Origin of the sequence: Bradyrhizobium sp. 35, assembly GCF_023073215.1 — a bacterium.
Lineage (GTDB): Bacteria > Pseudomonadota > Alphaproteobacteria > Rhizobiales > Xanthobacteraceae > Bradyrhizobium > Bradyrhizobium canariense_D.
Genome location: NZ_JADPJC010000024.1, coordinates 1 through 14,265, shown reverse-complemented (window position 1 = coordinate 14,265; position 14,265 = coordinate 1). Strand labels below are relative to the sequence as shown.

At 62.4% G+C, this 14,265-nt stretch carries 9 protein-coding genes and 2 pseudogenes; all 11 read left to right on the top strand.

The features are described 5' to 3' along the window. Positions 1 to 1,144, top strand: a 1,144-nt coding sequence (locus tag IVB36_RS04935; protein ID WP_247390802.1) for a tyrosine-type recombinase/integrase, incomplete at its 5' end; no start/stop codon positions are given. Positions 1,145 to 1,486: 342 nt separating this feature from the next. After that, a complete protein-coding gene (locus IVB36_RS04930) occupies positions 1,487 to 2,146 on the top strand; it encodes a tyrosine-type recombinase/integrase (RefSeq protein ID WP_247390800.1) in 660 nt (219 codons plus the stop codon). A gap of 92 nt (positions 2,147 to 2,238) precedes the next feature. After that, positions 2,239 to 2,379 (top strand): annotated as a pseudogene (locus tag IVB36_RS04925) (antirestriction protein ArdC); the annotation flags it as partial. Positions 2,380 to 2,486: 107 nt separating this feature from the next. After that, a pseudogene (locus tag IVB36_RS04920) lies at positions 2,487 to 4,602 on the top strand (ParB/RepB/Spo0J family partition protein). Positions 4,603 to 4,782: 180 nt separating this feature from the next. Next, positions 4,783 to 8,529 (top strand): strawberry notch-like NTP hydrolase domain-containing protein, encoded by a 3,747-nt coding sequence (locus IVB36_RS04915; protein ID WP_247390798.1) that lies wholly within the window; start codon positions 4,783 to 4,785, stop codon positions 8,527 to 8,529. Further along, positions 8,529 to 9,590, top strand: coding sequence for a toprim domain-containing protein (locus tag IVB36_RS04910; RefSeq protein ID WP_247390796.1), 1,062 nt, complete (start codon positions 8,529 to 8,531; stop codon positions 9,588 to 9,590). Before IVB36_RS04915 ends, IVB36_RS04910 begins: the two co-directional genes overlap by 1 nt. Positions 9,591 to 9,921: 331 nt before the next feature. Next, the gene (locus IVB36_RS04905) at positions 9,922 to 10,845 is read left to right on the top strand and encodes a DUF2493 domain-containing protein (RefSeq protein ID WP_247390794.1); all 924 of its coding nucleotides are present in this window, start codon (positions 9,922 to 9,924) and stop codon (positions 10,843 to 10,845) included. Continuing rightward, complete coding sequence (locus IVB36_RS04900; protein WP_247390792.1) at positions 10,842 to 11,465, top strand: hypothetical protein; 624 nt, start codon at positions 10,842 to 10,844, stop codon at positions 11,463 to 11,465. Before IVB36_RS04905 ends, IVB36_RS04900 begins: the two co-directional genes overlap by 4 nt. A 549-nt stretch (positions 11,466 to 12,014) precedes the next feature. Further along, positions 12,015 to 12,335, top strand: a complete 321-nt coding sequence (locus IVB36_RS04895; RefSeq protein WP_247390790.1) for a DUF736 domain-containing protein — start codon at positions 12,015 to 12,017, stop codon at positions 12,333 to 12,335. A gap of 687 nt (positions 12,336 to 13,022) precedes the next feature. After that, a complete protein-coding gene (locus IVB36_RS04890) occupies positions 13,023 to 13,403 on the top strand; it encodes a DNA-processing protein DprA (RefSeq protein WP_247390787.1) in 381 nt (126 codons plus the stop codon). Positions 13,404 to 13,482: 79 nt separating this feature from the next. Beyond that, positions 13,483 to 14,040 (top strand): phosphoribosyltransferase, encoded by a 558-nt coding sequence (locus tag IVB36_RS04885; RefSeq protein ID WP_247390785.1) that lies wholly within the window; start codon positions 13,483 to 13,485, stop codon positions 14,038 to 14,040. Positions 14,041 to 14,265 lie beyond the last annotated feature (225 nt).

The following is a 14,265-nucleotide window of genomic DNA, read 5'->3' as shown; positions in this document are numbered from 1 at the left end:
CGTCAATCGCTTCCTCGACTTCCTCGTGGGGGAAGCGCTGATCGTCAGCAATCCCATTGCTGATTTGCGTGCCGAGTACCATGCGAAAAGCGACAAGGCTATCGTGCGGTCGCTGCTCGCGCCCGATCCCGATCAGGCACTCGAAGCGCTACGGCAGTTCCCACCGTTCAGCAGTGTTCTCGGCGACCTCATGCGCAACCACATCGCGCTGATGCAGGCGAGAGGTTATCGCTATCAGACGCAGACCCGCTGGTTCTGGCGGTTCGATCGCTTCTTGCAAGCGCATCCGGAGTTGGCGGGAGAGTCAGTATCGATCATGTTGCAGCACTGGGCGGCCGCGCGATCAACCGCCAACCATGCCGCCGAATGCGAAAAGCTCGCTCGTGCCTTGGCCAAGGCACAGCATCATCTCGATCCCAGCACCAAACCAAGGCGTCCGGATCCCCGTCCTGCACAACAGGTCGCGCGACATTGGCGTCGGCCATATATTTACAGCGCGCAAGAGGTTCGCCGTCTCCTCGACATCGCTCTGACCTACCCCTCTCCACGCTCACCGTTGCGGCCGATCAGCCTCTACACCATGCTGGTCCTGACCTATTGCGCGGGATTGCGGCTAGGCGAACTCGCACGCCTGAACCTTGCCGATATCGATCTGCAGGTTGGCACGATTACCATCCGGGAGACGAAGTTCTTCAAATCGAGGATCTTGCCATTGGCTGACAGTGCGTTGTCGGCGCTGCGGGAATATCTGGAGGCGAGACGCAAGGCGAAGATGCCACAAAGCCCCGAATCTGGCCTGTTCTGGCACGATCAGGGCAATGCGCGCTACACGTCGCACGCCATCGCCGGTTGCCTTGTCGACATCCTGCGGCGTGCCGGACTCAAGGCGGCGAAAGGCAAGACTGGCCCTCGCATCCACGACCTGCGTCACTCGTTTGTGGTGAACCGCATTCTCGAATGGTGCCGCGCCGGCATCAATCCGCAGGACAAGCTTCCATTCCTCGCGACATATCTGGGGCACCGCGATATCCACTCGACGCTGGTTTACATCACGGTCACCCAGGAACTCCTTCAGCAAGCAAACGAACGCTTCCGGACGTTCGCGTCACATTGCCTGCACGCGTCAGAGGGGGTGCAGCCATGAAACCGGTCGACCCGTTCCCGAGGCTGCTTCATGCCTTCTTTTACGAGTGGATGGTTCAGCAGCGAAATGCCTCTGCGCACACCGTTCGGTCCTACCGTGACACATGGCGCCTGTTCCTCAGGTTCGTGGCTCAACGCCGACGCCGGCCGATAGCCCAGCTCGCACTGGGGGACCTGACGGCCCTCCGAGGTCAAGACCTTCCTGCAATACACCGAGCAGGAACGCGGAGATACGATTGGCACGCGCAACTGTCGCCTGTCCGCATTACGTAGCTTCTTTAGCTTCGTTGCTGACCGCGAGCCGACGGCTATCGAGCAATGCACCCAGATTCTGCACGTGCCCATGAAGAAAGCGCCGATCCATGCGCCGTGCTATCTGGAGCCCGAGGAGGTGAAGGCCATTCTGGCGCAGCCCGACCGCTCGACGATCGAGGGGCAACGCGACCACGCGCTCTTCTGCTTCCTCTACAATACCGGCGCGCGCATCCAGGAGGCGCTCGATGTTCGCCCGCGGGCGATCCGGTTCGACTCGCCAACCTGCGTGCGTCTTTACGGCAAGGGACGAAAAGAACGGCTGAGCCCTCTTTGGCCAGAAACCGTGTCGTTGCTAAGATCGCAGCTCATGCGACAGCCGAGGGCCGACGACGAGCTCATCTTCGTCAATCGGTATGGTGTCCCGCTCGGCGCATCGGGCGTCCGCTTCAAACTGGCGCAATACGTCGAAGCGGCAGCGAAGATCATGCCGAGCCTGGCCTCAAAGCACGTAACACCTCATAGCTTCCGTCATGCGACGGCGGTGCATCTGGTAGCGGCAGGCGTTGACGTCACTGTGATCCGAAGCTGGCTCGGCCATGTCAGCCTCGACACCACAAACCACTACGCTCAGGCAAATCTGGAAACAAAGCGCCTGGCGTTGGAGCGCCTCGAAAGCCCGTCACGATCGGCAAAACGACCATCGTGGAAACAGGACCAGAGCGTTCTGGCCTGGCTCGATACCCTTTAGCGGCAAGGAAATAATGTGGAGGAGATCGCGCACTATCCCAGCATAACACCGGAAACGTGGTGCTCCTTCACATTATGATCTGCTGCTGATTACTTGATGTGTTGCGCGAGGACAATCATGCAATTGTCCGGGCCGCTTCACAGGCCAGCAAGGTCGCGGACTATCTCCTTGGATTCTTGCCAGCACCCGCTGCCGACATGAAGGCGGAAAAAGCGGACCAGGAAGCGGCGTGAGGCTCCGCCCGGTCACCGCGGGCACGAGAGTGAGAGGGCGGGTCGTTTTCCGCGACGGGTTGGAGGTCGAGAGAGAGGCTCTCGGCCGCCCGTCGTGGAGAATCGACATGACGAAGGCTGTCCAAAAGATCACCTTGTCGCCCTCGCGTGATATTCCGTTCAACAAGCTGGTGCTGAGCCAGTCCAACGTCCGGCATGTTAAGGCGGGCATTTCCATCGAGCAACTCGCCGAAAGTATCGCGCAGCGGACGCTTCTGCAAAGTCTCAACGTGCGGGCGGTCGTGGACACTGACATGAGACCGGCATGTTCGAGGTGCCGGCTGGTGGCCGGCGCTATCGCGCGCTGGAACTTCTCGTGAAGCAGAAGCGCATGGCGAAGACGCAGGCGGTTCCCTGTGTCGTGCGCGACGGCGGCATTGCTGAAGACGACTCGCTTGCAGAAAATGACGAGCGGGTAGGGCTTCATCCGCTCGATCAGTTCCGAGCCTTCCAGACCTTGAGTGCCGCCGGCATGTCCGAGGAGGATATCGCGGCTCGGCACTTCGTGACGCCGGCTGTCGTTAAGCAACGACTCCGGCTGGCGTCCGTGTCGGCAAAGCTCCACGACGTCTATGCCGAAGACGGCATGACTCTCGAGCAATTCATGGCCTTCTCTGTTACAGCCGAGCACGCCAGGCAGGAGCAGGTCTGGGAGAACGTCAGCCGATCCGGATATGATGAGCCCTATCAGATCCGGCGAATGCTCACGGAAAATACCGCGCGCGCGACCGATCGCCGCGTGCAGTTCATTGGTCTGGATGCTTACGAGCAGGCTGGTGGCGGCGTTTTGCGGGATCTGTTCGAGCACGATGATGGTGGTTGGCTCCAGGACACTGCCTTGCTCGACCGTCTCGTGACAGAAAACTCAAAGCCGAAGCGGAGTCGATTGCAGCCGAAGGCTGGAAGTGGATTTCGGTCGCCGTCAATTTCCCCTACGGCCACACCGAGAGCCTGCGCGAAATCCAGGGCAAATCTGTCGATCTCTCTCCGGAGGAGCAAGCCACCATCGACGCCCTCAACGCGGAGCAAGCCAAGCTTGAATCCGATTATCAGGATGCCGACGAATTGCCTGATGAGGTCGATCAGCGTCTTGGCGAAATCGAGGCGGCACTGGTCGCGTTCGAAGACCGGCCAATGATTTACGATCCGACCGAGATCGTCCGCGCAGGCGTCTTCGTCTGCATCGATTCCGAAGGCCGCCTCTCGGTGGATCGGGGTTACGTCCGGCCGGAGGACGACATGTCGGCAGACGATCCTGATATCGGGCAGGGCGCCGACACACACTCAAACGAGGGGAAGGCGGCTGGTACTTCCGTCCAGCACACGGCCATCGCCATCGCGGGTGGCGCTCCCGAGGTGGAAGAAGATGATGAGGACGCCACGAAACCTCTGCCGGATCGGCTGATCACCGAGCTGACGGCACATCGCACGCTGGCGTTGCGGGATGCGCTGGCAGAAAATCCTGCGATCGCGTTTCAGGCGGTGCTGCACAACTTCGTGCTGACGGCCTTTTACCGCTTCGCATCGTCCGGCGGCTGCCTTGAGATCGGCCTTCGCACGCCGACCTTTCCGGCTCAAGCGCCTGGCCTGAGGGAAAGTGCGTCCGCGAAGGCCGTTGAGGCGCGGCATGAGTCCTGGAAAGCACGATTGCCGAACAGCGAGAACGATCTTTGGGATGCGCTCGCAGCTCTCGATTGCGGCGCACAGGCGTCCCTGTTCGCTCACTGTGCGTCATTCGCGGTCAACGCCGTCTTTGAGCCGGCCAACCGCTACAATCAGGGCCGCGTCTCCGCCCACGGCGACCGCACCCGGCTCGACCAGGCGGATGTGCTCGCGCGGGCCGTCCGCCTCGACATGGTCCGAGCGGGCTGGAAGCCCTCCGTCGACAACTATCTCGGCCGGGTCACCAAACCTCGCATCCTGGAGGCGGTGCGGGAAGCAAGAGGCGAATCGTCCGCACAATTGATCGACCACCTGAAGAAGGCCGACATGGCCAAGGAAGCTGAGCGCCTTCTCGATGGTTCGGGCTGGTTGCCGGAGCCGCTGCGTGTCGTCGAGTCCGGCGTATCGTCACTGGAGCAGGAGAGTGAAGCGGGCCCGCTGCCTGAATTCCTCGGAGAGGACGAGGATCGGGAGAACGCGAACGAGGATGAGGATCCGCAACAACTCGACGCCGCTGAGTGAGATAGTTGGACGGCTCTGGCCGTCCGTAGGTGCTTGGGGACCGGTGTGCAGCGCCGGTCCCCGTTTTTCTGGGCGAGCGCTGAGAGGGAGAGCCGGGCCGGGAAGGGTTTTGAGCCGTCGGGGTCAAAGGAGAGCGCCTGATGGTTCGATCCTTTCCTGCTCTCCGAAAGAAACCCTCCCATGACCGAATCTCTCGCCGGCGGCGCTGCCGCCGCGCCGCTCTCGGTGCGCGCCGATGCAAGTCTCACCTCCGCCGCCGTCAGGGCCGCGCGACAGCTCGCGATTGATCTCGAGCGCGGCCGTTGCATCGATGCCGCTGTCCTGCGTAGCGCCATGGGAGCTGCCTTCGGCGCTTCCGACGCCACTGGCGTCTGGAACTGGAAAACCGCCTATGATGTCTGCGAGGCGGCAACCGTTCTGTTCCTTCGCAAGTTTGGCCCGGCTATCCGTGTCAAGGCCGGCTCGACGGCCGCCATGCTGCCAATGCTCGCGAGAATCGCGCGCCGTCTGCCGACCCACACGCGGCGCTCCGAGGACAGTCAGGCCCTTCAACAATTCTCAACGCCGATCCCGCTTGGGCTTGCCGCATGCACGGCGGCCGGCATCACGCCGTCCGACCGGGTTTTGGAGCCTTCCGCGGGGACCGGCCTGTTGGCCATCTTTGCCGAGCTCGCCGGCGGCGCCCTGGTTTTGAACGAGCTGGCCGAGGCCCGCGCGGCGTTGCTCGATCAACTGTTCGCCAAGATTAAGGTGACGCGGTTCGACGCCGCCCAGATCGATGATCATCTCGATGCGGGTGTCGCACCGAGCGTCGTCTTGATGAACCCGCCGTTCTCGGCACTAGCAAACGTCGATCGACGGATGGCGGACGCGGCGCTCCGGCATATCACCTCAGCCTTGGCGCGGCTCTGCGACGGTGGGCGTCTGGTCGCCGTTACCGGCGCGAGCCTTACGCCCGATAATCCGGCATGGCGAGATGCCTTCGTTCGCCTCCAGGAGCGCGGGCGAGTGGTGTTTTCTGCGGCCATCGATGGCGCGGTCTACGCGAAACACGGAACGCGGACCGACACAAGGCTGCTCGTGATCGACAAGCAGCCTGCCGCAGATCCGAAGGTCTTTGAGGCCTCGCTGGGTATGGCGGGCGATGTTGCCACGTTGCTCGACTGGGTGAGCCAGCATGTGCCTCCAAGGCTGCCGGTCGCCACCCCCGTCGTGGTCGACGTCATCAGGCGCCCCGCGACGCCGCGGCCGGTCGGCGCCTTTGCACCGCGACCATGGTCGACTTCGGGAAATGTCGCGACCGAGGGCGTCGAGCTCACTTACGAGACTGTCGAGTGGACGCCTCCGGAAGGCGCTCGACTGACCGACGCGCTTTATGAGGAATACGCGCTGCATGCGATCCGTATCCCGGACGCGCATGCGCATCCGACCAAGCTCGTGCAGTCCGCCGCGATGGCCTCGGTCGCGCCGCCGAAGCCGTCTTACCGGCCCCACCTGCCGGCCAATGTCGTGGCGGATGGCATCCTCGCCGACGCCCAGCTTGAGAGCGTCATCTATGCCGGAGAAGCGCATTCCGAATTTCTTGCGGGCTCCTGGACGATAGATCCAACCTTTGATGTTGTGGCGGCCGCACGCGACCATGCAGAAAATGCCGTCCGCTTTCGCCGCGGCTGGTTCTTGGGCGACGGCACCGGGGCCGGCAAGGGACGGCAGGTCGCCGGTATCCTGCTCGACAACTGGCTCAAGGGCCGCCGCCGCGCGGTCTGGATCAGTAGATCCGACAAGCTGATCGAAGACGCGCAGCGCAACTGGTCCGCGCTCGGCATGGAGCGGTTGCTCGTGACGCCACTGTCAAGGTTTCGCCAGGGCGCACCGATCCGGCTCGCGGAAGGCGTCCTTTTCACCACCTACGCTACGCTGCGCACCGATGAGCGTGGCGAGAAGCTTTCGCGCGTGCGGCAGATCGTTGAATGGTTGGGCTCCGACTTCGACGGAGTGATCGTCTTCGACGAGAGCCACGCGATGCAGAACGCGGCAGGCCAGAAGGGCGAGCGCGGCGACCAGGCGGCATCCCAGCAGGGGCGTGCCGGGTTCAGGCTCCAGCACGCGTTGCCGAATGGGCGCGTCGTCTATGTCTCGGCGACGGGCGCCACGACAGTCCACAATCTCGCCGACGCCCAGCGGTTAGGCTTATGGGGCGGCGACGATTTCCCGTTCGCCACCCGCGCCGAGTTCGTCGAGGCCATCGAGGAGGGCGGCGTCGCGGCGATGGAGGTACTCGCGCGCGACCTCAAGGCGCTCGGTCTCTACGCGGCACGCTCGCTCTCTTACGAGGGCGTCGAGTACGAACTCGTCGAGCACCAGCTTACGCCCGAGCAGGTTCGGATATACGACGCCTATGCCGGAGCGTTCAGCGTTATCCATAACAATCTCGATGCCGCGATGCGGGCCGCGAACATCACCGGCGAGACCGGCACGCTGAACGGCAAGCGGATTCTCGTTTTCTCCGAGGCGGGCGGCACGGGAAGGAGCTACCATGCCGAGCTGTCGGCGCGGAATCGCCGCCTGCGGGTCCACTATTTGCTCGAGCCCGGCTGGAAGGCGGATGCCGCGATCCAGGGGCTCGGCCGCACCAACCGGACCAACCAGGCGCAGCCGCCACTGTTTCGTCCCATCGCGACCGAGGTGAAGGCCGAAAAGCGTTTTCTCAGCACCATTGCGCGCCGGCTCGATACGTTGGGTGCCATCACGCGTGGCCAACGCCAGACCGGAGGGCAGGGCCTGTTCCGGCCCGAGGACAATCTCGAAAGCCATTACGGCCGCGACGCGTTGCGCCAACTCTATACGCTGCTGGCGCGGGGCAAGGTCCGCGGCTGCTCGCTCGAGCGGTTCCAGGATGCGACCGGCCTGAAGCTCACGGATGCTAATGGGCTCAAGGATGACCTGCCTCCGATCACGACTTTCCTGAACAGGTTGCTGGCGCTCACGATCGATCTTCAGAACGTTCTGTTCACCGTCTTCGAGCAGCTCTTGACCGCCCGGATCGAGGCCGCGGTCGCCTCGGGCAGCTATGACGTCGGACTGGAAACGCTCAACGCCGAGAGCTTTGCCGTCACCGACCGGCGGACGATCTATGTCCATCCGGGCACTGGCGCCGAGACCCGGCTTCTCACCATCGCCCAGCGCCAGCGCAATCATCCTGTGAGCCTGGATGGTGCTCTTGCTCATCTTTCTGATCCTCGAACCATCCTGTTAATCATCGAGCGCTCGGGACGAGCAGCGGTGCAGGTCGCGGCTCCGAGCTTCATGCTTGATGACGGCGAGATCGAGCGGCGCGTCCGCCTGATCCGGCCCGTGGAACAGCAAAGCGTCCCCTTAAGAACGATGGCGGAAAGCCATTGGGTCGAAGTGGATCGCGGACGCTTCGCCGCGGCCTGGCTGGCGGAGCTTACCGAGATCCCAGCGTTCACGGAAAGCACGATCCACATCGTGACCGGGTTGCTGCTGCCGATCTGGAAGCGCCTGCCGAACGAGTCGACGCGCGTCTATCGGCTGCAGAGCGACGCGGGCGAGCGGATCGTCGGCCGCAAGGTCTCGGTTACCTGGGTCACGAATGTCCTTGCGGCTGACGCGCCGGCGCTCGCGCCAGACGCCGCTTTCGCCGCGCTGATGGAGGGGCGGACCGTCCTCGAGCTTGCGGAGGGTCTCCAGCTTCGCCGTGTCCGGGTGATGGGCGCACACCGCATCGAACTGGCGGGCTTCAACGACACCATGCGCGATCGCTTGCGGGCTTACGGCCTCTTTGGAGAAATCATCTCCTGGAAGCTGCGCATGTTCGTGCCCACGGACCGGAGCGGTGTCGAGATTCTGTCCCAGGTACTCGACCGTTATCCGGTCGAGCGTGCCAGTGAGCGGGAGGCCGCCTGATGCGTCGCGAGCCTTGCGAACTGGCACGCCGCCTCGCGCGCGAGGCCGAGGCGGTGTGCCGACACTATCTCTCCAACGGCAAGCGGCAGGGCCGGTACTGGCTGGTCGGGGATGTCCACAACACCCCTGGCCGCTCGTTGTTTGTGCGGCTCAAAGATTTGCCGAAAGGCCCTGCCGGAAAATGGACCGACGCCGCAACCGGCGAGCATGGCGATCTTCTCGACGTCATTCGTGAAACATGCGGCTTGCGCGATTTCCGGGAGGTCGCAGAGGAGGCGAGGCGCTTTCTGAGGCTGGCTCGTAGTGAACCGGAGGTCGCCCCGAAACCCGTTCGTCCACTAGCACCGGCTGGATCGCAAGAGGCGGCGAGACGGCTCTTCATGATATCCCAACCGATCGAGGGGACGCTGGTGGAGACATATTTGCAGCGTCGCGGGATCGCCCACGTGCACCATGGTGGCAGTCTGCGCTTCCATCCGCGCTGCTATTATCGGCCCGACGAACACCTGCCAGCCGAGACCTGGCCGGCGATGATCGCCTGCGTCACGGATCTCGAACGCAGGATCACTGGCGTGCATCGCACCTGGCTCGACCCGGACGGCTTTGATCGCATTCGGCTGGGCAAAGCTCCGATCGATACCCCACGACGCGCGATGGGCGATCTCCTCGGCAACGCGGTTCGCTTCGGCGCGGTGGACGACGTGCTCGCTGCCGGCGAGGGAATCGAAACCATGCTTTCGCTACGTTACGTGCTGCCGAGCATGCCCATGGCGGCTGCGCTCTCGGCCAATCACCTCTCAGCCATGGTGCTTCCCAATGGGCTGCGCCGGCTCTACATCTCCCGCGATCTCGATGCTGCTGGCGATGTGGTGCAGGCGACTCTCAGCCAGCGCGCAGCGGAAGCCGGCATTGAAGCAATCGCGCTGTCGCCCCGGCTGGGCGACTTCAACGAAGATCTCCATGTCTTCGGCCTCGATGCCGTCCGAGCAGCGTTGCGGTTCCAGCTCGTGCCAGAGGACGTCGTTCGCTTCCTGCATTCCTCGACGGTGCCCGCGGAATAGCTCCCGGTCTTCAATCCACGTTGATGGGCGAGTCATAGGCGAGGCCAATACCGGAAGAGGACGCGACCTCGGCCTTCTAGAGGGCGATCGGACGGCAAGCGGCCCGGGGCCGGCAATGGCTGCGTCCGGCTATTTTCCGCCGCGCGCCGGCGATGTGAAGACACATCGTACGTTTGGCTAGCGCGCTTTGCATCGCGAAGCAAAATAGCCGGCCTCCGCCATCCTCCGCTGCCGCTTCGGCCCTTTCGGGTTCTGGCACGCTCCGCCCGCCGTCAGAGGATCGCCACGAAGGCCGCGATGGTCGCGGCCGATCCGGCAAGGACCTCTTCCCATGTCCGACCATGACGACATCGAACCGCCGCACAACTCTTCTCCGACCGACCACGTCATCACCGAACTACAGCTCTTCGGCCATCGTCCATTCGACGACCAGCCCGATCCAAGACCGCTCCCCGAGGGCAAGATGATTGGCGGCGCCGTCGCGGATATATTCGACGCCCTGGTCGCGACCCTGAGCGACACGCGGCTTGAGCCGGATCTTGACGATCTGCTCTGGTCGACAGTCAACCTGTTCCATCGTGCCGTCGACCGCATCGAGCGGCAGCTCGATAATAACGAACAGGCGCAGCAGAAGAGCCAACGCGAGCAGAACGGCTCCGAAGTGCGATCGGTCGAGCTTGAGCGCCTAACAGCCGAAGGCATCACGCTGATCGAGCGCCGCAACTGCCTGGAGCTCTTTCGCGACCAGGCCATCGAACGATTTGAGGTCAACACCGGCGCATCCTGGCGGCCGCGATCGGGATCATTGGTCAACCACCGCACGCTCACCGCGGCAATGATCGACTCCCGCGACTTCATTGCCGCCAAACGACGCGCCGAGACCGAGGTCTTGTTGCCACCAGGACCGAAAATCGCACTCACCGGCGGGCTCGACTTCAATGACCACAACCTCATCTGGGATCGCCTCGACAAGGTTCATGCCAAGCACCCGGACATGGTCCTCCTGCATGGCGGCTCTCCCAAGGGCGCCGAACTGATCGCCTCCAAATGGGCGACGAGCCGCAAGGTGCCACAGATCGCCTTCAAGCCCGACTGGACCAGGCACGCCAAGGCGGCGCCGTTCAAGCGCAACGATGCGATGCTCGAACTCCTGCCGATCGGTGTCATGCATTTCCCGGGCACGGGAATTCAGGACAATTTCGCTGACAAGGCGAAGCGGTTCGGTATTCCCGTTTGGAAGTTCGGCGGCGCATGAGCGCCGTCTACTCGCCTCCAAGCCGACCAAGATGGCGCTGCGCGCCGCAACTCCGCCTCGTTTCGATTTTACGTGCAAAGCCGCGCCGTGGTGGTGGTGGAGGCGCGACCAATACGTCTGTGCATTGGAGCCACCGCCATGCTCGCCCTTGGGCTTGCCTCAACCCGCTTGGCATCGGTTTGTTCTGCTGGCTGATCTTTGCGCTCGCGGTGTATGCCTTGCCGTTTTTCGTCGCAGTTACCGTCGGAATGTCCGCATTTCGTGATGGCGCGGGCGTCTTCGGCGCACTGCTTATCGGAATTGTTTCTGGCGCGCTGACGCTTGCCGCGGGTCAGCTCACTCTCGCCTTTAGTCAGTCCTTGACCTTGCGCGTCGCGATCGCAACCGTCTTCGCGGTCCCCGCGGCAATAGCCGGCTATCATGTGGTGTTTGCCCTGTCGCAGATCGAGGTCGCCTCGCTGGTTTGGCGCGAGGCCTTCGCTTGCGTAGGTGCGCTTTGCATCGGCGGCACGGCATGGGCGCGTTTGACCTTTTTCGCGAGGACCCGCCCATCGGACTCGGCCGCGGTGGTGGAGAATACACCTCGACCAGTTCTTACCGCCGCCAAGCACGAGCAATGAGGCGTCGTTGCCATCAGGTCCAGCAAGCTCGCACAGAGACCAGGTTGAACGAGAGAGCGTCGAGCTTGAGCGAAAGGTAACCGCGTTTCTCCTCGAAGCCTTTAAGCAAGCCCCACCAATCTCTGTCTGGCCCGCATAGCTGCGGTGAGGCGCGCCGCGCTCGATCATTTCTGCGGGGACGATACCGCCCTTTGCGGCAGATTGTTTCTCCTTCTGCGCCGACCCGTACCGACCTCTTGCTCAGCACAACCGAGATTCGCCAAATCTTCTCCTTAAGATTGCGGTTCAGCACCGGACGCACGTGGCCTCTTTGATGGCTCGATCTGGCCGAAGACCGGCTGCGCCTCGATCGTCTGAGCCGCAACGCCGTTGGAGCGACTTTCTTCCCCTGGGCTTGCGCCCATTCCTCGCGAGACAAGAAAGTCGCTCCCACGGCGTCCTCCGCTGCGCTCCGGCCCGCCAGCGGGTGCGTCGCCGATCGTCTTCGGCCTTTAGATCGCCATCGAGGCCGCGGTGGTCGCGGGCTCGAAACACAACAGGAGAAGTGACATGGCTAACATCGGTTCTTTCAAGAAAGTCGGCAACGATTTCCAGGGCGAGATCGTCACGCTGAGTTTGCAGGCCAGGGGCGTCCGCATCGTCGCTGAGACCAACCGCTCCAACGACAACGCTCCCAGCCACCGCATCTACGTGGGCCGGGCGGAGATCGGGGCAGCCTGGTCGAAGCGCTCCGAGGAGGGCCGCGATTACCTCTCGCTCAAGCTTGACGATCCGTCGTTCAACGCGCCGATCTACGCGAACCTGTTCGACGACGAAGGCGGCGAGGGCTACACGCTCTTGTGGTCGCGGCCGCGCAAGACCGGGGAGTAAGGCTCGGTCCAAAGCCCCGCCCGAGTTGATCGGGCGGGGTTCCCTTCCTCGGCCCAAAGGAAAAGCATCAACCGTACTGGTCAGACCGACATGCTCGCTACGGCTTCCGGCGCCGGGGAGAACGGCGAAAAACATTGTTCGGCCACTTGCTTCACTAAGCTATTGATTACTCATCGTTTTTGTGGCCGCGCCCGACCCTAGCGCCTGCCCCTGCGCCGACAAGCGCTAACTGCCTGTCCAAGAAAAAAACCCTGAACACAGACGTTAATGCCGGTAAACTCTGAAACCATCATTTGCGGATTCGCAGCATGCCCCTCCACGCAACTAGCGGCTCAACGCCCGCCGGCTCTTCCCGGCGAAGGAGAAGTGAATACACGTCTCCTCCCGAACGGCATGCCTATCCATTTCCGGACCTTCTGAAACGCATTGGTCGACCGGCGCTTGACGACCGGCAGATGGATTTCCTGCGCGACGCTGCAACGGAGAGAGAGGCAACCGTATTCTATGCTGGCAACCTCGATCTACTCGACGCTCCCACTGTCTCGATTGTAGGCACCCGTGAGGTTTCGGACGCTGGGTGGAAACGTGCGTCTCAGTTGGCACGTGAGCTCGCCAAGCGTGGTGTAACAATCGTGAGCGGCCTAGCCAAAGGCGTTGATACCGCCGCGCTGGGCTCTGCTATCGAACATGGCGGCCATGTTGCTGCCGTCATTTGGGACGCCGTTGGACAAGGCATATCCAGCCGAGAACGCCAGCCTTCAACAGCAAATTTACGCTCATCACCTGCTGATGTCGCCCTTCAAAGATGGCGATCGCGTGTTCCGATCCAACTTTCCGGTTCGGAATCGAGTGATGGCTGCCGTCAGCGACGCGACCGTGATCATCGAAGCCTCCGATACCTCCGGGACCTTGCATCAAGCTGCCGAGTGCGGACGGCTCGGCCGCTGGTTGTTCATCGCTAAGCCCGTAGTCGACGACCCCGCCCTATCATGGCCAAAGAACTTCATTGGCAAGCCGAAGGTCGGAGTTCTGTCATCGATCGACGACGTGCTCCACGCCATTGCCTAACCTCAAGCATCTGAGCCTCTGTGCATATCTCACCGACACTGATGTAGAGTGGCGGGACGAAGATTATGTGGCCACTAAGATGGTGAAGGCGCTCAAGGGGGATTCCATTAAGGGATATTTTGACTTCAAGATCGGCGAGAAGGTGCGCCGGTTCGATCAGTCCAATGTGTCGGAGTTCGTAGAGCGAATCCCTCGGGCACTCGCCCGGATGATTGCGCGTCATTATCCCGGTGAAGCCTCTCTAGTGCCTATCCCGAATTCGCACGTCATCGCCTCGACGACGCCCGGATTCAAGACACTCGAATTGGCAGAGAAGATCGCTGCAAATGGCAACGGCAAACTGAAGGTTGTGCCGGCGCTGGTCTTTGGTGAGGTCCAGCAGAAGTCGCGAGAGGGCGGCCCTCGAGATCCGAAGCACTTCGAGAGCGCGTACCGCATCGTGCGAACGCTGTCAGGTCCTGTGATATTGGTCGATGATGTTTGTACGAGCGGCGGTCACCTCGTCGCAGCGTATTGGCTTCTCAACAAGCAGGCCAGTCCAGTCGTGCTCGCCTGCACGTTTGGCAAGACAACCAAGGCTCAGCTTAAGAATCCCATCGGAATGCGCGAAGACCAGATCGACGTGACTCGTCGATAGAAGCGCTTGGCACCACGAGGAGTGGGCCCAACTCGGCGGCATCCAAAATCTTGTCGATCGTAAGCGTAGCGCCGCGGCCCTTTAGATTGTCTGTGCGCGATCTTGGGAGCACCGTTAGAAGAGTCATCTTCTGCAAGGGTGCTCATAATGGACGACCATTCGGACGACATAAGACGACCATTGACACAGCGTATCGAAGTGTACGCCGGCGCAGGCCGTAAGCAG